The sequence below is a fragment of the Psychrobacter sp. UBA3962 genome, from assembly GCF_002385225.1.
Classification (GTDB): Bacteria; Pseudomonadota; Gammaproteobacteria; order Pseudomonadales; family Moraxellaceae; genus Psychrobacter.
Map to the genome: position 1 here is coordinate 43,865 of NZ_DGDC01000041.1, position 26,298 is coordinate 70,162.

The 26,298-nt window shown below is 43.9% G+C and carries 19 protein-coding genes; 12 read left to right on the plus strand and 7 right to left on the minus strand.

All coding sequences use genetic code 11. The annotated features are described in order from the left end of the window. Window positions 1-452: 452 nt before the first annotated feature. The 8 genes from B3S92_RS09805 to B3S92_RS09840 all read left to right on the plus strand — a co-directional run bounded on the left by B3S92_RS09805 (window position 453) and on the right by B3S92_RS09840 (window position 12,902). Window positions 453-3,329, plus strand: a complete 2,877-nt coding sequence (locus B3S92_RS09805) for a 2-oxoglutarate dehydrogenase E1 component (RefSeq protein ID WP_296205480.1) — start codon at window positions 453-455, stop codon at window positions 3,327-3,329. Window positions 3,330-3,555: 226 nt separating this feature from the next. Further along, complete coding sequence (gene odhB, locus B3S92_RS09810; protein ID WP_296205483.1) at window positions 3,556-4,779, plus strand: 2-oxoglutarate dehydrogenase complex dihydrolipoyllysine-residue succinyltransferase; 1,224 nt, start codon at window positions 3,556-3,558, stop codon at window positions 4,777-4,779. A 222-nt stretch (window positions 4,780-5,001) separates the two neighbouring features. Continuing rightward, entirely contained in the window at window positions 5,002-6,459 is a 1,458-nt protein-coding gene (gene lpdA / locus B3S92_RS09815; protein WP_296205485.1) for a dihydrolipoyl dehydrogenase, read from the plus strand. Window positions 6,460-6,596: 137 nt separating this feature from the next. Then, window positions 6,597-7,766, plus strand: coding sequence for an ADP-forming succinate--CoA ligase subunit beta (gene sucC / locus B3S92_RS09820; RefSeq protein ID WP_296205488.1), 1,170 nt, complete (start codon window positions 6,597-6,599; stop codon window positions 7,764-7,766). A 33-nt stretch (window positions 7,767-7,799) separates the two neighbouring features. Beyond that, window positions 7,800-8,675, plus strand: a complete 876-nt coding sequence (gene sucD / locus B3S92_RS09825; RefSeq protein WP_296205491.1) for a succinate--CoA ligase subunit alpha — start codon at window positions 7,800-7,802, stop codon at window positions 8,673-8,675. A 248-nt stretch (window positions 8,676-8,923) separates the two neighbouring features. After that, window positions 8,924-9,802 (plus strand): UTP--glucose-1-phosphate uridylyltransferase, encoded by an 879-nt coding sequence (locus B3S92_RS09830; protein WP_296205493.1) that lies wholly within the window; start codon window positions 8,924-8,926, stop codon window positions 9,800-9,802. Between the two features lie 26 nt (window positions 9,803-9,828). Next, a complete protein-coding gene (gene pgi / locus B3S92_RS09835) occupies window positions 9,829-11,508 on the plus strand; it encodes a glucose-6-phosphate isomerase (protein WP_296205494.1) in 1,680 nt (559 codons plus the stop codon). Window positions 11,509-11,564: 56 nt separating this feature from the next. Next, entirely contained in the window at window positions 11,565-12,902 is a 1,338-nt protein-coding gene (locus tag B3S92_RS09840; protein ID WP_296205496.1) for a UDP-glucose/GDP-mannose dehydrogenase family protein, read from the plus strand. A 124-nt stretch (window positions 12,903-13,026) separates the two neighbouring features. On the opposite strand, the gene B3S92_RS09845 is transcribed toward B3S92_RS09840, so the two are convergent. The 3 genes from B3S92_RS09845 to B3S92_RS09855 all read right to left on the minus strand — a co-directional run bounded on the left by B3S92_RS09845 (window position 13,027) and on the right by B3S92_RS09855 (window position 17,133). Further along, a complete protein-coding gene (locus B3S92_RS09845; RefSeq protein WP_296205498.1) occupies window positions 13,027-14,505 on the minus strand; it encodes a phosphomannomutase CpsG in 1,479 nt (492 codons plus the stop codon). A gap of 71 nt (window positions 14,506-14,576) precedes the next feature. After that, window positions 14,577-15,683 (minus strand): RNA-guided endonuclease InsQ/TnpB family protein, encoded by a 1,107-nt coding sequence (locus B3S92_RS09850; RefSeq protein WP_296205500.1) that lies wholly within the window; start codon window positions 15,681-15,683, stop codon window positions 14,577-14,579. Window positions 15,684-15,843: 160 nt separating this feature from the next. After that, a complete protein-coding gene (locus tag B3S92_RS09855) occupies window positions 15,844-17,133 on the minus strand; it encodes a nucleotide sugar dehydrogenase (RefSeq protein ID WP_296205502.1) in 1,290 nt (429 codons plus the stop codon). 180 nt (window positions 17,134-17,313) lie between these two features. Between B3S92_RS09855 and mazG the strand changes: the two genes are divergently transcribed. Both mazG and B3S92_RS09865 read left to right on the plus strand, forming a co-directional pair. Then, on the plus strand, window positions 17,314-18,189 hold the full coding sequence (gene mazG, locus B3S92_RS09860; protein ID WP_349678958.1) for a nucleoside triphosphate pyrophosphohydrolase: 876 nt from the start codon (window positions 17,314-17,316) through the stop codon (window positions 18,187-18,189). Next, complete coding sequence (locus B3S92_RS09865; protein WP_296205504.1) at window positions 18,182-18,535, plus strand: ComEA family DNA-binding protein; 354 nt, start codon at window positions 18,182-18,184, stop codon at window positions 18,533-18,535. Before mazG ends, B3S92_RS09865 begins: the two co-directional genes overlap by 8 nt. Before the next feature lie 29 nt (window positions 18,536-18,564). Here B3S92_RS09865 and B3S92_RS09870 read toward each other — a convergent pair whose 3' ends face one another. From B3S92_RS09870 to B3S92_RS09880, 3 genes are all read right to left on the minus strand, one after another. Next, the gene (locus B3S92_RS09870; RefSeq protein WP_296205506.1) at window positions 18,565-19,095 is read right to left on the minus strand and encodes a hypothetical protein; all 531 of its coding nucleotides are present in this window, start codon (window positions 19,093-19,095) and stop codon (window positions 18,565-18,567) included. A 159-nt stretch (window positions 19,096-19,254) separates the two neighbouring features. Further along, window positions 19,255-21,123, minus strand: coding sequence for a sodium:solute symporter family protein (locus tag B3S92_RS09875; protein WP_296205509.1), 1,869 nt, complete (start codon window positions 21,121-21,123; stop codon window positions 19,255-19,257). 3 nt (window positions 21,124-21,126) lie between these two features. Continuing rightward, complete coding sequence (locus tag B3S92_RS09880; protein ID WP_296205511.1) at window positions 21,127-21,387, minus strand: DUF4212 domain-containing protein; 261 nt, start codon at window positions 21,385-21,387, stop codon at window positions 21,127-21,129. 611 nt (window positions 21,388-21,998) lie between these two features. Here B3S92_RS09880 and B3S92_RS09885 point away from each other — a divergent pair. Then, entirely contained in the window at window positions 21,999-23,507 is a 1,509-nt protein-coding gene (locus B3S92_RS09885; protein ID WP_296205513.1) for an alanine/glycine:cation symporter family protein, read from the plus strand. A gap of 84 nt (window positions 23,508-23,591) precedes the next feature. Here B3S92_RS09885 and B3S92_RS09890 read toward each other — a convergent pair whose 3' ends face one another. Next, complete coding sequence (locus B3S92_RS09890) at window positions 23,592-25,259, minus strand: electron transfer flavoprotein-ubiquinone oxidoreductase (protein ID WP_296205514.1); 1,668 nt, start codon at window positions 25,257-25,259, stop codon at window positions 23,592-23,594. Window positions 25,260-25,611: 352 nt separating this feature from the next. On the opposite strand from B3S92_RS09890, the gene B3S92_RS09895 reads away from it, so the two are divergent. Continuing rightward, window positions 25,612-26,229, plus strand: a complete 618-nt coding sequence (locus tag B3S92_RS09895) for a DUF1285 domain-containing protein (RefSeq protein WP_296205516.1) — start codon at window positions 25,612-25,614, stop codon at window positions 26,227-26,229. Window positions 26,230-26,298 lie beyond the last annotated feature (69 nt).

Below are 26,298 nucleotides of genomic sequence, written 5' to 3' on the forward strand. Positions count from 1 at the left end.
TCGGGTTACGGTGACTAGTGACTATATAATAAGATAAGCCAATTAAGATTAGCAAAAAAGATCAAAGGGCTAAGCAGATTGCTTACTGAAATCTTAAAGTAGCTAGGGCACCAGCTAGGTTTCAAAAAACTAAGTTCCAAACAACTGGCTGTGTAAATGATTATTTTTAGCATATATCCCAAAGGGAAATATTAAAACTGGTTAATTACACTTGATTAGCTCTTAGTATTATAAATATTGCCCTATAAAAAATTGTATGGCCTAACTTTTGGGCCAATAGATGGTAAGTATCACCGATTATTGAGCAACATTACTCAGTGTCGATTGAGTAAACTGACTACAGACTTTAACAAGATTAATGACTTTAATTGATAAAATAAGTTACCGACACCAATAGCTTGATCTAAATGCGTTTTATTTTAATTAAACCTTAATGTAAATAAGAAAAGACTATGAATACTATGACTAATGAAGATGCTTTAAAAGCAGCAAGTGCGACAGAGCTTGCAGGCGACAACGCAACTTATATCGAGTCGCTATATGAGCAATACCTACAAGACCCAGACAGTGTAGATGCTGATTGGCAGGCTTACTTTAAAGAATATGAAACGGGTAATGATGCTTTGCACCATGCTATCCAGGATCAGTTCTTACTGTTAGCCCGCAACCAAACTGCCAATAAAGGCGTGGCGGCTCCAGCCGGTGCTGGATCTGATGCCAATTGTATGGATCCTCGTCAGATGGGCGTACAGAAATTAATTTCTGCCTACCGTCGTCGTGGTCACCGCCGTGCGAAGCTTGACCCATTACAGTTACAAGCCCGTGCTCCAGTAGAAGATTTAACTCTAGAATATCATGGCTTGTCTGAAGCAGATTTAGACACAGTTTTCCCAACCAGTGACTTTAATATCGGTAAACCTGAAGCGACGCTTCGTGAAATTATCGAAGTGGCTGAGCGTATTTACTGTGGTCATATTGGCCTTGAATACATGCATGTAACGACCAGCACTGAGAAGCGTTGGTTTGAAAACTACATGGAAACCAACTTAGGTTATATCAAGTTTGATAAAGAAAAGAAAAAAGAGATCCTTGAGCGTCTAACCGCTGCTGAAGGCTTAGAAAAATACTTAGCTCGTAAATATACCGGGGTTAAGCGGTTCGGTCTTGAAGGCGGTGAAAGCTTCATTCCAGCAGTGCACGAAATCATTCAGCGTGCAGGTGGCTACGGTACCAAAGAAATGGTTATCGGTATGGCTCACCGTGGTCGTCTAAACTTATTAGTGAACATTTTAGGTAAAAACCCAGCGGACTTATTTGATGAGTTCGATGGTAAAGTGATGCCTGAAAAAGGCTCAGGTGACGTGAAGTACCACAATGGTTATTCCTCAAACGTGATGACACCAGGCGGTGAAGCTCACTTAGCCCTAGCGTTCAACCCTTCGCATCTTGAAATTGTATCGCCAGTACTAGAAGGCTCAGTACGTGCGCGCCAAGTTCGTCGTAACGATACCGATGGTAACTTAGTATTGCCATTGGTAGTGCATGGTGACGCTGCTATTGCCGCCCAAGGTGTGGTTCAAGAAACGTTCCAGATGTCACAGACTCGCGCTTATACCACAGGCGGTACGGTTCACATCGTTATTAATAACCAAGTGGGCTTTACCACTAGCCGTCAAGAAGATGCGCGCTCTACTGAGTACTGTACTGACATCGCTAAGATGGTTCACGCGCCAATCATTCACGTTAATGGTGATGATCCTGAAGCGGTTGTTTTTGCGGCACAAATGGCGTTAGATTATCGTCATGAGTTCCATAAAGACATCGTAATTGACTTATTCTGCTACCGTCGTAACGGTCACAACGAAGCCGATGAGCCATCAGCTACTCAGCCGCTAATGTATGCCATCATCAAGAAGCTACCAACCACTCGCACTCAGTATGCAGAAAGACTGTTGGCGGAAGGTGTGATCTCTGAAGGAGATGACAAAAAGCTTGATGACGAATACCGTGAAGCTTTAGATAAAGGCGAATATGTAGCGAACTCATTGGTACAAGAACCAAACGAAGAGCTTTATGTCGACTGGAGTCCATACTTAGGTCATGAGTTAGAAGATGACTGGGATACCGGCGTTGATATCGAGAAGCTAAAAGAATATGGTCGCCGTATGGCGGTGATGCCAGAAGGCTTTAAGCTGCAGCGCCAAGTTCAAAGAATGGTTGAGCAGCGCTTAGCGATGCAAACTGGTGAAGAGCCATTGAACTGGGGTGCGGCTGAAACTTTAGCCTATGCTTCTTTAGTAGATGAAGATTTCCTAGTTCGTATTACTGGTGAAGATGTGGGTCGTGGTACTTTCTCACACCGTCACTCTGAAATCTTCAACACTGAAAATGGTGAGATGTATGTCCCATTAGCCCATTTGAATGATACTCAGGCCCGTTTCGCGACTTACAACTCATTGTTGTCAGAAGAAGCGGTATTGGCATTTGAATACGGCTATGCAACCACTGTACCAAATGCCTTAATCATTTGGGAAGCTCAGTTCGGTGACTTCGTCAACGGTGCCCAAGTGGTGATTGACCAGTTCATCTCAAGCGGTGAGACTAAGTGGCAGCGTGTGTGTGGTCTAACTATGCTGTTACCACACGGCTTTGAAGGTCAAGGTCCTGAGCACTCATCAGCCCGTTTAGAGCGCTTCTTACAGCTGTGTGCTGAAGACAACATGCAAGTAATCACTCCGACCACACCGGCTCAGATCTTCCATGCCTTACGTCGTCAAGCGGTACGTCCAATTCGTAAGCCATTGGTAGTTATGTCTCCGAAGAGCTTGTTGCGTCATAAGCTGGCCACTTCTGAATTAGAAGAGCTGGCAAACGGTAAGTTTGAAACCGTTCTACCTGAGATTGATCAGTTAGATAATGACAAAGTAACTCGTATGGTAATGTGTGGTGGTAAGGTTTACTACGATCTGCTTGAGCAGCGTCGTGAACTGGGCTTAGATCATGTGGCTATTGTTCGTATTGAACAGTTATACCCACTGCCTGAAGAAAGAATGGTCGAAGAAGTGCAGAAATATGCCAACCTTGAAGAGATTGTATGGTGTCAAGAAGAGCCATTAAACCAAGGCGCTTGGTACTATTTAGCACCACATATGTTCCGTATCTTTGGTCCACAAGGCGATCAGCCACGCGTTACTAAAGCACACATCGTTGAGCCTGTTGCCCGTCCTGCTTCTGCAGCACCTGCAACGGGTCTGCCTGCGATTCACGTTCGTCAGCAAAGAGAGCTGGTTGCTGGTGGCCTAGGTATCGAAGTAGATCAACTTAAATAAATCCTAAAGAGGTCTAAGCGGCGAACAGTCGCTTAGACCTTCAGTATTTGTTCTAACAGATTTTATTGAGTTTTATTATCCTAATTGGCTTTTATCACTTAACCAACTTTTAACAATAGACAACCCTAATTCGAAGTTAAAGACTGTAAAGTTACCCCTAGGTTGTTTGTTGTCTGAAATAAAATAAGTTATTAATCATTTTATATTTATAACAGGAGCAGTTCCCATGGCAGAAATTAAAGCGCCCGTATTCCCAGAGTCAGTAGCTGACGGTACCATCGTTGAATGGCACGTAAGTGAAGGCGAACAAGTAAACCGTGATGATATCTTAGCTGAAATCGAAACCGATAAAGTAGTTTTAGAAGTAGTGGCTCCAGATGATGGTGTGGTTACTAAAATTGTTAAACAAGTAGATGACACTGTACTTTCTGACGAATTAATTGCTGAATTTGAAGCGGGTGCTACTGGCACCAAAGCTGCTGATAGCGCCGCTGAAGAAAGCCAAGAAGAAAAAACTGAAGAGAAAGCGGAAGCTAAGCCTGCTGCAGCTGCAGACAGCGCTGATGATCACAAAGATCAAAGCCCAGCAGTTCGTAAAGCAGCTAAAGAGTCTGGTGTTGATCCGAAAAATGTTGAAGGTACTGGCCGTGGTGGTCGTGTTACTAAACAGGATATGGCTAACCCAACGCTTAAAGCGGACAGCTCTATCAAGTCTGACAGTGGCCGTCCAGTAGCTGAATCAGTAGGCGAGCGTACTGAGAAGCGTGTTCCAATGACACGTCTACGTAAGACTGTTGCTAACCGTCTGTTATCAGCGACTCAAGAAACCGCTATGTTAACCACGTTCAACGAAGTTAATATGAAGCCATTGATGGATCTACGTGCTAAGTACAAAGATCAGTTTGAGAAGCGTCATGGTACGCGTCTAGGCTTTATGTCATTGTTCGTTAAAGCCGCTACTGAAGCGCTAAAACGTTTCCCAGCGGTTAACGCGTCAATTGACGGTGATGACATCGTTTATCATGGTTACTATGATGTAGGTGTTGCGGTATCTTCCGACCGTGGTCTAGTGGTTCCTGTATTACGTGATACCGACCGTATGAGCATGGCAGATGTTGAAGCGGGTATCCGTGAATTTGCTGGTAAAGCACGTGATGGTAAATTATCACTACAAGAAATGACTGGTGGTACTTTCACTATCACTAACGGTGGTGTATTTGGTTCACTAATGTCAACGCCAATCTTGAACCCACCACAAACCGCTATCTTAGGTATGCATGCGATCAACGATCGTCCTATGGCGGTTAATGGTCAAGTTGAAATTCTACCTATGATGTACCTAGCGCTATCTTACGATCACCGTATGATTGATGGTAAAGATGCAGTACAGTTCTTAGTTACGATCAAAGAGCTGATTGAAGATCCAGCAAGACTATTACTTGACCTATAAGGTCAACGGGCTTGTATCAGAGAGATTCTGGTACAAGCTTTTTCGTTATGGATTGATTGATTATTAAGTTATTTAGCACATAGTTTTTTTAAATACAGGCAAGCCTAAACGGTGATCCGAGTGCTAATTAGCCCCATAAAAATGAATAAATAAGTCATTTCATAATTCAAATTATAAATAAAAGAGCTTTTAAAATTCTTTGATTAAAAGACGGAATATACTATGAAAGACAATTATGATTTAGTTGTTATTGGCGGTGGTCCAGGTGGTTATGAAGCCGCTATTCGTGCCGGTCAATTGGGTATGAGCGTGGCTTGTATCGAAAAACGCGTTTATAAAGGTGAGCCTGCATTGGGCGGTACTTGCTTAAACGTAGGTTGTATCCCTTCAAAGGCGTTACTTGACTCTTCACATCGTTATGAAGCCACTAAGCATGACCTTGCTGAGCACGGCATCACTACTGGCGATGTTGAAATCGACGTTGCAAAAATGATCGAGCGTAAAGAAGGTATCGTTAAGCAGTTAACCGGCGGTGTTGCTATGCTTCTTAAAGGCAACGGCGTAGATTGGTTACAAGGCTGGGGTACTTTAGTTGACGGTAAAGGTAGCGAAAAGAAAGTCAAATTCACCGCTTTAGAAGATGAATCAGAAACAGTAATCACTGCTAAAAACGTTATCTTAGCGGCCGGTTCTGTGCCTATCGATATCCCTGTTGCCCCGGTTAATAACGAAGAAGGCATTATCGTTGACTCAACAGGTGCTTTAGATTTCACTGAAACGCCTAAGCGTTTGGGTGTGATTGGTGCTGGTGTTATCGGTCTAGAGCTGGGTTCAGTATGGCGTCGTCTGGGCGCTGAAGTTGTGGTTTATGAAGCACTTCCAGAGTTTCTAGCTGCTGCTGATAAAGATATTTCTAAAGAAGCCGGCAAATTGCTGAAAAAACAAGGTCTAGACATCCGTGTTGATACTAAAGTAACCAACGCAGAAGTTAAAGACGGCCAAGTGGTTGTGACCAGCGAAAAAGGTGGCGAGTCAAATGAGGAGACTTTCGACAAGCTAATCGTTTGTGTCGGTCGCCGTGCTTACTCTGAAAAACTTCTAGGTGAAGACTCTGGCATTACTTTAACTGACCGTGGTTTGGTTGAAGTAGATGATCAGTGTAAAACCAACCTAGATGGCGTATACGCTATCGGTGACTTGGTACGTGGTCCAATGCTTGCTCACAAAGCAATGGAAGAGGGCATGATGGCCGTTGAGCGTATCCATGGTGAAAAAGCGCAAGTTAACTATGACACCATCATCAACGTCATCTATACTCACCCAGAAATTGCTTGGGTAGGTTTAACTGAGCAAGCGGCGAAAGAGCAAGGCTATGAAGTTAAGACCGGTTCATTTAACCTAGCTGCTAACGGCCGTGCCTTGGCACAAAGTGAAGGTCAAGGCTCTATTAAAGTCGTTGCTGATGCCAAAACTGACCGCTTATTAGGTATGCACGCTATTTGTGCGGGCGCAGGCGATATCGTTCACCAAGGTATGATCGCTATGGAATTCGTTTCAAGCATTGAAGACCTACAGTTGATGACCTTCGCTCACCCAACCATCAGTGAAGCCGTTCATGAAGCTGCTTTATCAGCTGACGGCCGTGCTATCCACGCAATCCAACGTAAAAAACGTAAATAAGAAACAGTTATAGACTTAGTGAAGTGCTAATTAGTATTTATATAAAAGTCTGTTACTAATTAAGTTGCTGACATCAGAAGGTTTTAAGTATCTGGTGTCAGCTTTACCTGTTAAATAAAAAACTAAAGGATAACTTTATGAATTTACATGAGTATCAAGCAAAACTATTGCTAGAGAGCTACGGCTTACCTATCCAGAAAGGTATCATCGCATACTCTGGTGACGAAGCTGCTGAAGCTTTTGACAAAACACCAACGGATGTTGCGGTAATTAAAGCACAGGTTCACGCTGGTGGCCGTGGTAAAGCGGGTGGTGTTAAGCTTGCTAAAACTCGTGAAGAAGCCAAAGAAATTGCTGATAGCCTAATTGGTACTAACTTAGTTACTTATCAAACAGACGCTGAAGGTCAGCCAGTAAACTTCGTACTAGTTGCAGAAGACATGTACCCAGTACAAACTGAGCTATACCTAGGTGCGGTAGTTGACCGTGCTACTCGTCGTGTAACTTTCATGGCTTCAACGGAAGGTGGTGTTGAGATTGAAAAAGTTGCAGAAGAAACGCCAGAGAAAATCTTCAGCATCACAGTAGATCCTTTAGTAGGTTTATTGCCTTTCCAAGCTCGTGAAGTAGGTTTCAAACTGGGTCTAGAAGGCAAGCAAATCAACCAGTTCGTTAAGCTAATGACCGGTGCTTACCAAGCCTTTATCGAAAACGATTTCGATATGATTGAAATCAACCCACTAGCGGTTCGTGAAAATGGTGAATTGGCTTGTGTTGACGGTAAAATTGGTGTGGATTCAAACGCTTTATTCCGTCAGCCAAAAATCGCTGAATTACATGACCCCTCACAAGAAAATGAGCGTGAGCTAAAAGCCGCTGAATTTGACCTAAACTATGTTGCTCTAGAAGGTAACATCGGTTGTATGGTTAACGGTGCCGGTCTTGCTATGGCAACTATGGACATCATCAAACTATACGGTGGTAAGCCAGCTAACTTCCTAGACGTTGGTGGTGGTGCTACTAAAGATCGCGTTGTAGAAGCGTTCAAAATCATCTTAGAAGATGACAGCGTACAAGGCGTTCTAATCAATATCTTCGGTGGTATCGTACGTTGTGACATGATTGCTGAAGCCATCATTGCAGCGGTTAAAGAAGTGAATGTAACTGTACCTGTCGTGGTTCGCTTAGAAGGTAACAATGCTGAGTTAGGTGCTAAGTTGTTAGACGAGTCTGATGTGAAAGTAATTTCAGCTCAAGGTCTATCTGACGCTGCGCAAAAAATTGTTGATGCTGTAAAAACTGCATAATCCCAAATAAGTGACCCTAATTAGGAGTAAATAATGAGTGTATTAATTGATAAAGACACCAAAGTATTGGTGCAAGGTTTTACTGGTAAAAACGGTACTTTCCATTCAGAACAAGCGATTGAGTACGGTACTAAAGTAGTGGGTGGTGTAACTCCAGGTAAAGGCGGCCAAACTCACCTAGGCCTACCTGTATTCAACACTATGGCAGAAGCTATGGAAGCGACTAACGCTGATGCGTCAGTTATCTATGTTCCCGCTCCTTTCGTTCTAGATTCAATCATCGAAGCGGTAGACGCAGGCGTTAAGCTAATCGTTGTGATCACTGAAGGTGTGCCAACTTTAGACATGCTAAAAGCAAAACGCTACATCGAGCAAGCTGGCGATGTGAAAATGGTTGGTCCAAACTGCCCAGGCGTAATCACTCCAGGTCAGTGCAAAATTGGTATTATGCCAGGCCACATCCACTTACCAGGTAAAGTGGGTATCATCTCACGTTCAGGTACTTTGACTTATGAAGCTGTGGCTCAAACCACTAAGCTTGGTTTTGGTCAGTCAACTTGTATCGGTATTGGTGGTGACCCAATCCCAGGTATGAACCAAATCGATTGCTTGAAGATGTTCGAAGAAGATCCTCAAACTGAAGCCATCGTACTAATTGGTGAAATCGGTGGTACTGCTGAAGAAGAAGCAGCTGCTTACATCAAAGAGCACGTAACTAAGCCTGTTATCGGTTACATCGCTGGTGTTACTGCGCCTAAAGGTAAGCGTATGGGCCATGCTGGTGCGATTATCTCTGGTGGTAAGGGTACTGCTGAAGAAAAATTCAAAGCTTTCGAAGAAGCGGGCATCGCGTATACTCGTGACCCCTCTAAGATTGGTGAGACCGTTAAAGAAGTTACTGGTTGGTAATTTGCTATATTGTTCAGGCAGCTTAATCCCTGTCTGAATAATGTTTAGTTATAAATTAAAGGAGCATCCTTCGGGGTGCTCTTTTTTTTGGCTTTATTTTTTAGCTTCAGTTTTTTATTTTAGTTTTTACTCTAGGTTTTGGTTTATAGGGGGATTATTGTTCATCATTCATAGAATACAGATGAAAGTTTGCTACAATATGAGCCGAACCCTATATCAAATATAAACTCTATATTTATCAAAGTTGGATGCTTATGACCTCTCAAGTTACTCATGCTGTTATCCCTGTTGCTGGCTTCGGTACTCGTATGTTGCCTTTATCAAAGTCTGTGCCCAAAGAGTTATTGCCACTGGGTAATCGTCCCGCCATCCATTACGTGATTGAAGAAGCCATTGCTGCTGGTATTAAGCACATTGTATTGGTAGGTCATGCCCAAAAAAGTGCCATCGAGAATTACTTTGATGTCAACGCTGAGCTTGATAACCAATTGCGTGCCAAAGGTAAAGACGAGCTGGCCGACAGTTTGAACTGGCTACCAGAGGATGTCTCAGTGTCTATGATTCGTCAAGGTAAACCATTGGGTCTTGGTCATGCGGTATTAAAAGCACGTCCTATTGTTGGTGACAATCCTTTTGCGGTATTGCTACCGGATGTGGTGCTGAACCCATTCACCACTAGTATGGATAAAGACAACTTGGCATATATGATTCAGACCTTTGAGCAAAGTAACCATTCGCAAATATTAGTAAGTGCCGTAGCCGATGAAGATGTACATAAATATGGTATCGCTAAACTAAAAGATGATGAAGAGCTTTCACAGTTGTCTGCCGATAAGAATGCCAATTTTGCGGTGGCTGGCTTTGTAGAAAAACCAGCATTAGCCGACGCGCCTTCTAATCTGGCGGTGGTGGGACGTTATGTGTTTACCGCCACTATCTTTGATTATTTGGCTGAGACTAAGCCTTCAGTAGGCGGTGAAATCCAATTGACCGATGCTATCGATGCCTTAATTAGCACTCAAGGGGTGGATATCACTACCATGCTAGGCGAAAGCTTTGATGCCGGCGATATGACCAGCTACATGAAGGCCTTTATCTACTTTGCTGAGCAGCAGCTTCAAGCCTAACTTTAGCCTTATTGAGTCACAGTATTATGATACCAGCGCACAAAGAAAATGCTCTACCTACTCAGTTACCACAGTGGCAACAGCTGCAACAGTTGGCACAAAAGTCTTGGTCGTTGACACAGCTATTTGATCAGCAGCAAGACAGAGCGCAAAAGTTCAGTGTTCAGGCCGCAGGGATTTATTTTGACTACTCTAAGCAATGCCTTGATGAGTCAGTGAAACAGCAATTGATACAATTAGCTGAGGTTTGCGGTTTACCGCAACGAATTCAGAGTCTATATCAAGGCGACAAGGTAAACACTAGTGAGGATAGGGCGGCACTACACACTGCCCTCCGTCTACCAAAGACTGCCAAGCTATCCCATCAAGGCGTAGATGTGGTGGCAGAGGTTCATGATAGTCTGGATAAAGCAGCAGACTTGGTGAGTCGAATTCGCAATGGTATTTGGCGTGGTTACTCGGGTAAAGCCATTACCGATGTGGTTAATATTGGGGTAGGTGGCTCAGATTTGGGCCCGGTTATGGCCAATACTGCACTCGATGAATGGGCGGACAGTGACATTGAAGTCCACTTTGTGTCTAATATGGATGGCACTCAATTGGGCAGTTTATTGGAGCGCCTTAATCCAGAAACGACGTTATTTATCATCTCCTCTAAGTCCTTTGGCACCGTAGATACCTTGTCTAACGCAGAGACGGCTCGAGCTTGGCTACTAAGTACTGGGGCCAGTAAAACCACCTTACTACGCCGACATTTTATTGGTATTTCTGCCAATCCTGAGAGAGTCAGCGCCTGGGGAATTCCCGCGGAACACCAATTAAAGCTTTGGGACTGGGTGGGTGGCCGTTTCTCGATGTGGTCAGCTATTGGACTGGCAGTGGCCATTCGCATTGGTAGTGAGCGCTTCAATGAAATGCTGAAAGGCGCCTATGCGATGGACCAACATTTTCTGCATGCCGATTTTGATCAAAACTTGCCGGTGTTACTGGGATTAATTGGCGTTTGGAACAGTACCTTCTTAGATATTAATGCCCATACCGTGCTGCCTTACGATGGTCGTCTTAAGTACTTTCCAAGCTACTTAACCCAGCTTGAAATGGAAAGTAATGGTAAATCAGTGACCAATGACGGTCAGCCAGTCACCTATGCCACCTGCCCAATTTTATGGGGGGAAATTGGCTCTAATGCACAGCATGCTTTTTATCAATTGCTTCATCAAGGAACCCAAAAAGTATCCTGTGATTTCATTGCCTGCGTCAATTATTATCAAGAGTCTGAGTCTAGTGAGTTAAAGCGTCAACATGCTTTGTCGTTGGCTAACTGTTTGGCGCAAAGTCGCGTCCTAGCTTTTGGTAACGAGGCGCTAGCCGCCAAACCAGAGCAAGAAGTTTCGGAATTGGACAAATTCAAACGCTATCGCGGCAATCAGCCATCGACCACGATCTTATTAGATGAGCTAACCCCTAGTAGCTTTGGGGCTCTAATTGCTTTGTATGAACATAAAGTGTTTGTCATGGCCAGTATTTGGGACATCAACCCGTTCGACCAATGGGGTGTGGAAATGGGTAAAAAAGTGGCCGATGAAGTCTTTGCTCATATTCATTTAACAAAACCTGAATCAAGGGCAGCTGCAGAAGAACAAGCCACTTTTGACAGCTCTACTCAGGCTTTATTGCAGCATATTAATAAACAAATTGAAGAGTAAGTAGTCTATATGAAGCTTACTAATGATTACTAAAAAAATAAAAAGGATGAGATTTGATGAGCATGCCCGCCTATGTTAAGCCCAGTAATAGCTCAGAAGACAACCCGTGCGTAATTATTGGTCACTCAATTGATGCCATTACCACTGCTACTGTGATGGTGAGTTTGGGGAATAAGGTCAGCTTGTATGCCAATCAACAAGAGCTTGAGCATACCTTAACCAACTATAAATTTGAGTATCAACAGCAAGCTTTATGGCAGCTATATCTAAACCAACAAAGTATTGTGGTACAGCCTATTCCAGAACAAGCGACTGAAGTATTTACTCAGCAAGCTGCGAGTTTATACTGGGTGTTTCATAGTGATTTACCTGAGACTTGGTGTCAGAATAGTGACAATAAGCCGGCTTGGGTAACTCAGCTGAATGAAAGCCAGGTTCCCAGTCAGACTCCGATTATCTTAAGTGGTATTAGTACTTTAGGAGTTTTTGCCGATATTGCTGATTATTGTCAACGTCCATGGGTTTATTACGTACCCTTCGTGTTCTTACAAGACGGTAGCGCTTACCTTTCAATGCTTTCGCCTAAGCTATGGCTGATGGGAGAAAAGACAGCCGACTCAATAGATAAAGTGGCGGTATTACAGCCGTTAATTGCTCAAGCCCAGCGCAGCTATATCACTGATATTGCGACTATCGAGTTTTCGCGTAGTGCAATTATGAGTATGCTCGCCACTCGGGTAAGCTTTATGAATGAGTGGTCCAGACTGGCCGATAGTCAAGGGGTAGATATACAAGAAGTGGCTGACATTATGGGCTTAGACACCCGTATTGGCAGTAGCTATCTGCAGGCAGGGTGGGGCTTTGGCGGAACTACCTTGCCAGCTGAGATTAAAGCATTACAACAAACCTTGACTCACACGCAGGTGGATCATCGTTTAATGCAAGCTGTGGATCTTATCAATAATGACCAAAAAGAGCTTATTTTCCGTAAATTCTGGCAGTATTTTGACGGAGCTATTGAGAATAAACAGGTTTCTATCTGGGGTGCCAGTTATAAAGCAGGTTCAGGCCGCACTTCTGAGGCGGCTATTCACCCGTTATTAACTTTGCTGTGGTCTTATAACATTACCACTCAGGTTTATGCATCAGAGGCGGAAAGCGAGCTGGCAGGGTTGTATCCTGATCAGCCTTTATTGCAAATTATTGAGAACCCAACCGAGCAATTAGCGAATTGTGATGCCTTATTTGTACTATCATGGCCAGAGACCAAGCGTCTACCAATCAGTGCTCTTAATGAGGTGGTGATACCGGTATTTGATGCCCAAAATGCGTTTACTAAGGATCAAATCCAGTCACTGACTGGCGACTATCAAGGTATTGGCCGTAGTAAGTAAGTGGTTTTACTTTAAAGTTTTTAGGTTAAAAGCAAAAATCCCGTTAAGCCAAAACTGGTTAACGGGATTTTTTAGGCATTTTTTTTGTGGCTCAAAGTTTTACCTGACAACTTAAAAATTAGACTTAAGCAATCTCAGCCCCTTGTGTGGCCAACCACTGCTTAATTTCGGCAGTTTTTTCAGTCAATAAGGCCTCGTCACCTTTTGTTTCGATGTTCAAACGAATTAAAGGTTCAGTGTTGGAGGCGCGAATATTAAAGCGCCACTGGCCAAAGTCTAGACTTAAGCCATCCAAAGTGTTTTTATTGGGGTTTTGCGCGCTAAAGTAGTCTTCAATAGCGTCAATGATTTCATCGCTGCTGGCTTGAGTCAGCTTAAAGTTAATCTCACCTGAGCTAGGGTAGGCGCTGATGCGCTCATTCACCAATTGACCTAATGATTTGCCGGTGGTCGATAACAGCTCAATGGTCAGTAGCCAAGGAATCATACCACTATCGCAATAAAAGAAGTCACGGAAGTAGTGATGAGCACTCATTTCACCGCCATATACGGCTCCTGATTCACGCATGACTTGCTTAATAAAAGAGTGGCCTGATTTACTAACCACCGCTTTACCATTACCCTCTGCGATAATCGCTTCGGTGTTATAAAGCACGCGAGGGTCATAGACGATGGCTGCACCGGGATGCTTTTGCAAGAAGGCTTGGGCCAGCATGCCGACCACATAACTGCCTTCTACAAATTCGCCATGAGCATCAAATAAGAAGCAGCGGTCGAAGTCGCCATCGAAGGCAATCCCTAAATCGGCTTTATTGTCGATAACCGCTTGTTTGGTAGAGTCACGGTTGGCTAAAATCATGGGGTTGGGAATACCATTGGGGAAGCTACCATCTGGGGTGTGGTGTACTTTGATGATTTCAATAGGAGCGTTTTGTTGTTGTAAACGCTGCTGTAACAGATCTACTGTGGGTCCAGCACTGCCATTGCCAGAGTTAATGACAATTTTTAATGGTACTAGCTTATCGGTATCGATAAAGCTCATTAAGTGATCGACATAAGCGGTTTTATCAAACTTCTCTACTACCTTCCCTGCTTGAGCAGAGGCGGCAAAGCTACCTTGCTCTGCCAAAGCTTGAATCTCTGCCAGACCAGAGTCCGCACTAATCGGTCTTGAACCTTCACGCACTAGCTTTAGCCCATTGTAATTGATGGGGTTGTGACTGGCAGTCACCTCAATACCGCCTAGCGCATTATAATGGCTAGTGGCAAAATACACCTCTTCGGTACCGGTCATGCCCAAGTCAATCACATCAACTCCTGCATCAACAATACCGCGAATGGTCGCCTGCTTTAGTGTCTCGCTGGAGTCACGAATGTCGCAGCCAATAACGATACTGTTCTCTAACGTCTCATTACTTTCACTGTCAGCTTTTTGACTCGCTAAAATCTGAGCAAAAGCACGGCCGATTCGATAAGCAATGTCTTCATCTAGATTAACGTCGAGCTCACCGCGAATGTCATAAGCTTTAAAGGAAGTAATGGGGCGATGGGTTAAAGTATCATTATTTTTATTAGCAATATCAGAACTACTGGGTGTGGTCATGTGCAGCCTTTTTTGTAAAATGGATTAGCAATACAGTACGTTAAATAATCAGTTTTGACTTCCTCCCCTCGCTAAACCGAGGGGATTCCTACAGCTAGACGGTCAAGCCCGACCGCAAGGATGTTCTTGGCAGCATTGATATCTCTATCATGCCATGTGCCACACTCAGCACAAGTCCATCCTCTTATTCCAAGACCTGATCTACCTCTCGGACTACTATCACTTATTTTATGACAGCACGAGCAGGTCTGGGTAGTGTAACTCTCATTTACTATCTCAAAACGACAACCTGCATGCTTGCATTTGTATTCCAGTTGTCTTTTAAGCTCAAACCATCCGGCATCGTATGTCAATTTAGCCAGCTTGGTTTTTTTAGTTGTAAATGAGCGTGATTTAACATCACCGACCACAATTAAAGCATTATCTTTAACAAGCTTGGTGGTGAATTTATGAATTAAATCTAATCTTGTATTTTTGATTTTGGCATGGATTGCTTTGACACGTTTTTTATTCTTGGCACGCTGGGCTGTCGCTAATTTATGCGCCCATTTTTGAGTTTGCTTAATCTGTAGTTTATCACCCGTTGATGTGGCGGCAGCTTCTTTTAAGCCTAAGTCTATGCCAACACTACCCGTACCGCTTACTTGTTTGGGGTAGTCCTTAACAGTAATACACGCATACCAACGATTACGACTGTCTTGTACTATCTCAAGCGTGTTGATTTGATACAAAGATAAGTTGTAGCTATCAAACACGTCAATGACTAACTTGTCACCTTTAGAGAGTGATAGTTGTATGGTTGATTTAAGTGCTTTCTTCCCAGTTTGCCTTGTATGTAAATACTTGATGGCAGATTTTTTAAAAGGTATCCAGCCCAGTGATTTGCGTTTTGCATCAGGACGATTGGTACGCCAATTAAGCTTAGCTTTTTTAAACTGTTTACGTGATTTAGCGTGAGTCTCATTAATAGCTTGCAAGGTTTGACTATGCAAACCTAAATACTCACCACTTCCTTTGGTGTACTCACTTAGATCATAAGCACTAAAGAACTTACCGGTACGTTTTAAATGCTCAAAGCAAAGCGCATTAACATAGTTCCACACGAAGTTTACGGAACCGCTTAGACGATTCAGCTCTTTTATGTGCTTGTCTTTGATGCGTAGCTTGAGGGTTTTCATACATTTAGTATGGCGAGGTTAATTTTAACTTACAACCCTTTAAATACTTCTCACGACAGTGTATGTCGCTTTATATTCAACCTCTGAAGTGGGTGGTTTTACGGCGACCGGTGATAAAATAGCTAAAAACCGTGTGCTATAACTAGGTTGAGATATCGGCTTAACTATAGCCAAACACGTCTCTCGAGTAAACCTTGTCTTTAACATCGGATAACTCATCGTGCCAGCGGTTGGCGACAATTAAGTCGTTTTGCTGTTTAAAACGGTCTAACTCATTAATCACCTGGCAACCTTCAAAGCTGTCGGTGTCTAAAGCTGGCTCATATATAGTGATACTCATACCATGCTGCTTAAGCGTATTAATCACGTCAAGCACCGCCGAGTCTCTAAAGTTGTCAGCATCTTTTTTCATGCTTAGACGATAAATCCCTACTTGATTGGGATTTTTATCAATAATTTGACGGGCGATAAAGCGCTTGCGCGTGTTATTGGCATCGACCACAGCATGGATTAGGTTAGCGGGAATACCGGCGTAATTGGCTTTGAGTTGCTGCGTATCTTTAGGGAGGCAGTAGCCACCATAGCCAAATGAGGGGTTGTTGTAATGCTGCCCGATACGAGGGTCTAAGCCAACGCCGGTGATAATAGACTGGCTATTTAGCTGATGCTTTTCGGCAAAGCTGTCCAGTTCATTAAAAAAAGCAATGCGGGTGGCCAGATAGCTATTGGCAAAAAGCTTAACTGCTTCAGCTTCAGTCGGAGGCATCATAAGGGTGGCCACCTCAGGAGTTAGGCTGGCTTGTCGATATAAGTTCATCAAGGCCGTCGCCAAAGCTTGCTGCTTGGAGGTTGCGCCAACAATGATACGTGAGGGATATAAGTTGTCATACAGGGCTTGGCCTTCACGTAAAAATTCAGGCATAAATAGAATTTGGCTGTCAAATTGCTGACGCATGCTATCGGTAAAGCCAATGGGAATAGTCGACTTAATGATGATAGGTACACTAGCGTTTTGCTCTCGGACTGCAGCAATACTGGCTTCAACCGAGGAGGTATCAAATTTGCCTGAAGCCACATCATAGTTAGTTGGTGTGGCAATAATTACCAGATCACTATTTTGATAAATGCCCTGATTGTCTATCACTGACTGCTCGGTGGCGGTCAAATTAAGCGGTTTATTGGTCAAGTAATCACAAATTTCAGTGTCTTGTAATGGAGACTTATTTTGTTGTAACAGCTCTATCTTATTTTGGTCGATATCAAACAGCGTGACTTGGGTATTTAGATGTTTCTGGTCCAATAAAACGGCATTGGATAAGCCTACGTAGCCTGCGCCAATGACCACAATGTGGGTTAAAGAGGGTAAAGTATCGTGGTTAGGTGAAGTATCATTTGAAGTTGTGTTTGTTGCATTCTCTAGAGGAGCAGGGTGATTTGTTTTATCGGTCATGTCTTTTTTCTTCTTATTTAAAAAGTGTATTACTGAGCTGTTATTATGAAGTTTACTATATGCTGATGAAACCATAATTACAATTATAAAATGATACACTTCAGGTATCACACTCAAAGTAGTAGCTAGCTTAACCATATCTATAAACAGTAATTTTAATTTTATAAAGGTAATAGGGCCATGTCTCAATCACCAAAAGCTACATCAAACAATGCATCAATAAAAGCACCAACCCCAGTAACCGGAACTCCAGAGCCCACCTCTGATATGAGCGATTTATTGGCTTTGATGGCCAGATTGCGCGCTGACTGTCCGTGGGATATTAAGCAGACCAATCACAGTTTAATTCCTTATGCGATAGAAGAAGCATACGAGCTCGCTGAAGCGATTCAGGAAGGTGATGTTGAAGATATTAAAGGCGAGCTTGGCGACGTATTATTACAAGTGATTTTCCATTGCCAAATCTATGCTGAGCAGCAACAGTTTGATTTAGGCGAGGTAATTTATACCCTGCAAAGTAAACTGATTCGCCGTCATCCGCATGTGTTTGAAGCTGATAAGCTGCCTGATGAGGCCGCAGTAAAAAAACGCTGGGATGAGATTAAAGCTCTAGAAAATGCAGAGCGCGAACGCCGCGGTAAGCCCAAACGCAGCTTAGATGCTGTCAAAGCTGGCAGTGCGTTAATGCAGGCGCAAAGCTTACAACAAGCCGCCAGTAAGTTAGGTTTTGACTGGGAAGGAGTAGCCGGAGCGATTGAGAAGCTAGAAGAGGAAATCGCGGAATTAAAGCAAATCCTGCCACAAGCCGGCGAGAAGGTGGATGCCACTCATAAACAGGAGCTTGAAAAAGAACTCGGTGACTGTGTCTTTGGTTTAGTGAATGTCGCACGCAAGCTGAACTTAGATGCTGAAGCGGCTACCTTAACCTGCGTGCATAAGTTTCGCTCACGCTTTGGCTTTATAGAAGCGGAATTGGCGAAGCAAGGTAAAACGGCTGAAGAAAGTAGCTTAGAGGAAATGGATGCGCTGTGGGAGCTGGCCAAACAGCATGAATAAGCCCATAAGAACAGTAGTTCTTGGGATATTATTGATACTCCAGTTGGGCGTAATCTCAAATGCTTGGGCGCAGCAATGTTTTGCTGATGCCAATCGTGCCTATGCGTATCTAATAACTCAGCAGCAGAATAAACAATTGGTTAAGCAAAGCGGGGTTATTAATTTAAATACTGCAGCTGAGGGGGAGTTAACACAATTAAAAGGCATCGGTAGCAGTAAGGCTCAGCAGATCATGTTATATAGAGAGGCCTTTGGGCCATTTGCTTCTGTTGATGATTTGGTAAAAGTGAAAGGCATTGGGGATAAAACTGTGGCCAAAAATAGAGCTCGGATGAGTGTAGAGTAGTCATAAGCTTCGCCAGTACCAAAAGCGGATTACTGACAAACCACTTGCAAAATCTCATTATCAGCGGCTAAAGGTTGCCATTGCAGCTGTTTAAAAGTAGCGGCAGACAAAGGGGCTTTGGTGGTTAAGCTGGTGATGGCAGGTTGTTGGCAGTTGACCAGCTGTGGAATGATTTTGGTGCTAATGCGTCTCTCAAACAAGTAGATATTACTGCGTCTGATATCTTCTGTGGTCAGATTAATATCAGAGCCAAGCGGCTCGCCTGCCTCAACCGCCATAAAGCGAATCACCTGTGGTTTTAGGTAGCTCCAAGGGCGATACCAAGCCTGTCCTTCAACTGTTTTGACCACTTTTACTTGTTCGGGCAACCTGTCTATCTGCTGCTGTTGCCAGTTGTATTCTTGATGAATTTGAAAGCCTAACATGCCGATTGCTGCAAAAATAGGAATGAGCCATTTCGGGGCTTGTTTGCCAGCAAACTTAGTAAGATGGCGGATAATCATGGCGATACCAGCCATACCAAAGCCTGCAGTTATCGTGGCAATAAATTCATAAATCATGGGCAGGAGTCCGAGGTTAGTGAGTCAAAAAATGGCTAGTATTAATAAACAAAAGATGAATAAGCCGCTTAAGTGACCTATTCATCTTTTTGACTAACTCAGTGGGCGGGCCACTGAGTTGTTTTGCAGTTAAGAAAAATAGAATGTCTTGTTTGCATATCAATGGTCAATAGCTGCCCCAGCACCGCGAGGAGAGCGAACACTTTCAACCAATTGCTGAATATGTACTGGAGGTGCTTGAGTCATTGAAGATACCAAGAAAGCTAGGATAAAGTTAATTAGAGCACCAACGGCACCAAACGACATTGGCGAGATACCAAATAACCAGTACTCAGCGGTATCAGGGAAGTTGGCAGTATCTGGGATAAAGAACCAACCTTTGTACACGAAGATATAGACCAAAGTGGTAATTAAACCGGCCAACATGCCTACGATAGCCCCATAGTTATTGATGCGTTTTGAGAAAATACCCATCATCAATGCAGGGAACAGCGAAGCACCAGCGATACCAAAGGCTAGCGCCACTACTTGCGCCGCAAAACCTGGTGGGTTAATCCCTAAGTAGGTCGCGACCACAATAGCAACCGCCATTGAGATACGGGCTACCAATAGCTCACCTTTATCGGTAATATCAGGATTAAAGTTACGCTTGACTAAGTCATGGCTAATGGCAGAAGAGATGGCCAATAGCAGACCTGCTGCGGTAGATAAAGCTGCGGCTAAACCACCTGCTGCAATTAAACCAATAACCCAAGGTGGTAAGTTGGCAATCTCAGGGTTGGCCAATACCATGATGTCATTGTTCACATCCAGCTCGTTACCTGCCCAGCCCGCATTAGTAAATTTACCTTCGAGCTCTGCTGCATGCGCCACTTTCGCTTCTTCAACGGCAGCTGTAGCAGCGGCAACATCGCCACCTTCATTTTGTGCAGTGACTAAAGCTGCTTGCGCTGCTCCTAAGCCACTGTCATTGTACATCTGAATACGACCATCACCGTTTAGATCATTGTATTGAATCAGACCGGTTTCTTCCCAAGTTTGCATCCAGCTTGGACGCTCATCATAACGTAGCGCAGGCGCTTCAACACCTTGAGGATAAACAGTATCCATAAGGTTTAGGCGGGCCATAGCGCCAACAGCAGGGGCTGTAAAATATAGCAGAGCGATAAATACCAATGCCCAACCTGCAGACCAACGCGCATCCGCTACTTTAGGAACCGTAAAGAAGCGAATGATGACATGCGGCAGACCAGCAGTACCGATCATTAATGATAAAGTAAATAGCACCATATTTAGCTTGTTAGGCACATCTGCTGTGTAGGCAGTGAAGCCAAGGTCAGTAACCACTTGGTCAAGCTTAGTAAGTAGAGGGATACCGGATTCAGTGTGGTTTGAGAACATGCCTAAAGCGGGAATAGGGTTGCCTGTTAATTCAAGAGAGATGAAGACTGCAGGGATGGTATAAGCAATGATTAATACCACATACTGAGCAACCTGAGTATAGGTAATGCCTTTCATACCGCCCAATACGGCATAGAAGAAGACCACAACGGCGGCAATAATTAGCCCCGTGGTATTATCGACCTCTAAAAAGCGTGAGAAGGCCACACCAGCGCCTGTCATCTGACCGATAACATACGTAGTAGAGGCGATAATTAAGCAGGCCACTGCGACTAAAGCTGCCCCCTTAGAATAGAAGCGATCGCCAATAAAATCAGGCACGGTGTACTTACCGAATTTGCGTAAGTATGGGGCTAATAACATGGCCAAAAGAACATAACCGCCAGTCCAGCCCATCAGATAAGTAGAAGCTCCATAACCGCCAGCGGCCAACAGGCCTGCCATTGAGATAAAAGAGGCGGCACTCATCCAGTCAGCACCGGTTGCCATGCCATTTAGAACGGGGTGAACGCCACCCCCAGCCACGTAGAATTCTTTGGTAGAGCCCGCTCGTGCCCAAATAGCGATACCAAAGTAGAGTAGGAACGAGGCACCGACAAATAAAATATTAATGGTAAATTGACTCATAAACTACTCCTCATCTAAGCCGTATTGTTTATCCAGCTTATTCATACGCCAAGCGTAGAAGAAGATGAGGATAATAAAGGTGATAATCGAACCTTGTTGGGCAAACCAAAAGCCAAGATCAGCACCGCCGAAGGTTATCCCAGCCAATAAAGGACGGAATAAAATACCACAGCCATACGAGCAAAAAGCCCAGATAAAAAGACAGATAAGAATCAAACGGACATTGGCTTTCCAATAGCCTGACGAATCTTGTGAGGGATTCATAAGACAAACTCCTTTTGTCAATGAAAGGGGGAGGGAGCCCCCTTGAAGGAAAACTGCTTCCTGCAGTCACTAAGTACAATGTAAACATTGTTTCGATAAAATTTTAAAGTAACACAAACTGTATCAATCTGGTTACTTGTTATTTTTTTAGTTTACAGCTGTAATTGAACGATAGCAATTAACTATTTTCATAAAAATCATTTATTGAGTAAATGAAGTTTGTTTAAATATAATTAAAATAAATATAAAAGGTTAAGATTAGTTACTCTATTTTCAGTTTATTTTTTTATCTCGCTTGTTGTACTCGACTCGACATTTTCATAGAATGACCGGTTTGTCTGCACAAATGGCCCACTGCCCGTGCAGTTATCATCGGATTATCTAGGAAGGGGCGTTATGGCTAACTTAGTTGTGGGCTTCAAGCTACGCAAATGGCGTCTCCCCTTACTTATCTATTTAATTTAAGCTCACTAAATGGCTCTATACCCGACAGTTATCTACTGAGGCTTCGTACTTAGATTTTGCTTGGCTTTTAATAAAGATTGGCCGATTAGAAGTTAAGCAAAAGAGGCTTGCAGATTCAGGAAGGGGTAGAGACAAGGAGAATTGCTATGGCGGAATCGTCGAATGCCTTCGTTGAAGGTTTTAATGCGTTTGTAAACTGGGGGAATGGGATTATCTGGGGCAATGATTCCTGGTTAATCATGGACAACCCCTGGTATGGTCTGTTGGTATTTGTGCTGATTGGTGCAGGTATCTTTTTTACAATTGCCACCCGTTTTGTCCAGTTCCGCCAATTTGGTCACATGTGGAATTTATTACGTAGCTCAGGGCAGGGTCGCAAAGATGGCGGCATCAGCTCTTTTGAAGCCTTAATGACCTCGCTTGCCGCCCGGGTCGGTACCGGTAACTTAGCTGGGGTGGCCATTGCAGTCTATATCGGTGGTCCTGGTGCAGTGTTTTGGATGTGGATTACCGCGCTTTTGGGAATGTCGACCAGCTTTATTGAGTCAACGTTGGCTCAGGCGTATAAAGTGCCTCATACTGATAACGTCTATCGTGGTGGCCCCGCTTACTATATCGAAAAGGGCCTAGGTCAACGCTGGATGGCGATATTTTTCTCATTGTGTCTACTGGTTGCCTTTGGACTGGCTTTCAATGGGGTTCAAGCCAACACCATCGCTCAAGCCACGCATCAAGCTTTTGGTGCCCCAACTTGGCTAACCGGTTTAGTGTTAGTGGTATTAGTAGCGCCTGTGGTGTTCGGAGGCCTACGTTCTGTGGCTCGAGTGGCGGGTAAAGTAGTTCCAGTAATGGCCATTTTATACGTATTACTGGCGTTATTTATTATTGTTACTAACTTCTCTGAGTTCCCAGCAGCCATTGCGTTAATTGTAAAATCTGCCTTTGGGCTAGAACAGGCGGCAGGCGGGGTACTGGGTTATGGTATTGCTCAGGCTATGATTAATGGTATCAAACGCGGTCTGTTCTCGAACGAGGCGGGTATGGGTTCTGCTCCTAACGCTGCGGCGACTGCCAAAAGTCATCCAGACCACCCTGCGGTGCAAGGCTTTATGCAAATGTTGGGGGTCTTTATTGATACCCTAGTCATTTGTACCGCAACCGCGTCTATCATCATTTTATCAGGGGTAGTGAGTGATCCGAATGTGGAACAAGAAGGCATTCAGTTGACCCAGTTGGCCTTATCTGAGTATGTGGGTGATATGGGGATTTACTTTATTGCAGTGGCCATCTTCTTTTTCGCCTTCACCTCAATCATTGCCAACTACAGCTATGGAGAGTCAAACTTAGAGTTTATCTCGGGTGAAAAAAGCGCCAAAGTAGCGATTATGATTTTCCGTTTCTTAGTATTGGGCATGGTATTTGTGGGTTCAGTGGCCAGCTTGCCAGCCATTTGGAACTTCGCTGACCTATCCATGGGCTTAATGGCCCTGACTAACTTAGTGGCTATCGTACTGTTAACGCCTGTGGCGCTACGTGTATTGCGTGATTATGAGCGTCAGGTTAAAGAGGGGAAGTCGCCCGAGCAAATTACTTTTGATCCCGATCAATTTGTAAAACTAAAAAATGAAGCCAACCGTGATGCTTGGAAAGATTAGTTAAAGTTAAACATCAATCCTTTAGATAATAAAAAACCCAGTCATTTGACTGGGTTTTTCTTTTAATATCAATAACTTATGTAATTACATATTAGGATAGTTTGGACCACCGCCACCTTCTGGCGTTACCCAAGTGATGTTCTGTGAGGGGTCTTTGATATCACAGGTCTTACAATGTACACAGTTTTGCGCGTTGATAACGAACTTAGCACCTTCTGCGTCCTTCACAATTTCATACACGCCAGCTGGGCAATAACGCTGTGCAGGCTCTGCATAAATGGGTAGGTTCACAGTTACCGGAACGGTTGGGTCCGTAAGCTTCAAGTGGCTTGGCTGATCTTCAGCATGGTTGGTGTTAGAGATAAACACTGAAGACAGCTTATCAAACGTTAACTTACCATCTGGCTTCGGATAATTTGGCTTATAAGAAGTGCTGGCCTTGTCTAGATTATCATAGTCAGGGGTTGTGTCACGGATGGTCAGTGGCATTTTACCTTTAAGCAAGTTGTGCTCGATAAAGGTAAAGGCGCCGCCCATGAACAGACCCATACGGTGCATGGCTGGCGCGAAGTTACGCGCTGAATGGTTGTCTTCATACAACCAAGAGTCTTTAAACATCTGGCTGTAGCTTTCGACTTCATCATGCTGACGACCTGATTGTAGCGCCGCAAAGATGGCTTCAGCAGCCAACATACCTGACTTCATTGAAGTATGGGTACCTTTAATCTTAGCTGGGTTTAGGAAGCCGGCATCGTCACCTACCAACACACCACCTGGGAAGGTTAGTTTAGGCAGTGAATTTAGACCACCTTTAGTTAGTGCACGAGCCCCATAAGACAGACGTTTACCGCCTTCTAATACTTGCTTGATAACGGGGTGTGTTTTTAGACGCTGCATCTCGTCAAATGGAGACATATATGGGTTGTGATAAGCTAGGTCAACCACCAAACCGAAGCTCACTTGGTTGTTTTCGTCATGGTATAACCACCAACCACCGCTAGATCCGGTTTCGGTTAATGGCCAGCCTAGACCGTGCATCACCACACCTGGCTCATGCTTGCTTGGGTCAATTTCCCAAAGCTCTTTGATACCAATACCGTAGTGTTGTGGATCACTGTCTTTGTCTAACGCAAAGCGGCTGATTAGACGCTTACCTAAGTGACCGCGGCAACCTTCAGCAAAGATGGTGTATTTAGCATTTAGCTCATAGCCTGGCTCGTAGCTTGGTTTTTGTGAGCCATCGGCAGCCACACCCATATCGCCAGTTAATACACCGCGTACTGAACCATCATCGTTGTACAGAATTTCAGAGGCAGGGAAGCCTGGGAACATCATTACTTCAAGCTCTTCAGCTTGTTCAGCCAACCAGCGTACGACGTTACCTAATGAGACGATATAGTTGCCTTGGTTGTGCATAGGAGCAGGAATAATCGAATCAGGGGTACGGGTAGAGCGGGTCGCTGAGTTTAGATAGAACACGCGATCTTCAGTCACCGGCACATTTAAAGGCGCGCCTTTTTCTTTCCAGTCAGGAATCAGCTCATTTAAAGCACGAGGTTCGATAACCGCACCAGATAAGGTGTGAGCACCAAACTCAGAGCCTTTTTCTACAACACAGACCATAAACTCATCTAGGCCAGCTTGTAGGGCGAGTTGACGGAGACGGATGGCTGCTGAAAGGCCAGAGGGACCACCCCCAACAATAACAACATCAAAATCCATCGACTCACGTTCTATTTGTTCATCTTGCATTTTAAACTCCTTATAGCTGGCTAAATCATACCAACACCACACAATAGTCGTAGGTGTGGACACTATTAATTGAATCGCTAGCAAATATTAATTTGAATACCTGTCAAATATACCCAATTGTGTATCAATAAGCGACCACAGTCAGGCTAAAAAAAGGTTTTCATGATTTAGGCTGGCGGAAATATAAAAAAAGGGTTGCAGTTAGTTACCTATTATAAAATAAAAGTTAGATAAAGACGACACGATTTGTGACTCAGCCGTGGTAAAGTAACAACACTCACCATTTGACAGTGAAGTTAACTATCAAAATTAAAGGTGATGTCATTGGCAATAATACAAGGATATAATAATAATGTCGCACTCAGAGCAACAAGCAGTCACAGTATCGAGCAGCTTAGATTCCCTTTCGGAGTTTATAAAGCAAGAGAGTAGTGACCGTCGGGGTCGCTCAATACCACCTCTTGACAAGTGGCATCCTGAGCGTCAGGGTGAGATGGACATGGTGATTAAGGCCAATGGCGAGTGGTGGCATGAAGGAGGCAAGATTAGCCGTCAATCTTTAGTGGATTTGTTTGCAACAGTATTGTGGCGAGAAGGCACTGATCAGGATCCTAGCTACTACTTAAAAACCCCGGTCGAAAAAATACGTATTCAGGTTGAAGATGTGCCTTTTTTAATCACTGAAGTCAACCTCATTGAGCAAAAGCAAGCAGCTAATTCTCCTGTGATTGAATTTATCACCAGTACAGGCGATGTGGTGCCTTTAGATGACGAGCACCCTCTAGTGATGGGAGAGTATCAAGGCGAGCAAAGACCTTATATTGAAGTGCGCTTTGGTATGAAAGGGCTAATCTCCCGCAATGTGCTGATGCATTTGATTAAGCTAGGAGAGCTGACTGAAGAGGGTGGCAACACCAGTTTGACTCTACAAAGTGGTGGGAAAGCCTACTCAGTGACTGTCGAAAATTAATTGCTAGTTTCTTATCGTTAATCAGGCCAGCGTAGATACCCAATGCGCTGGCTTTGATGCTGTAAATTG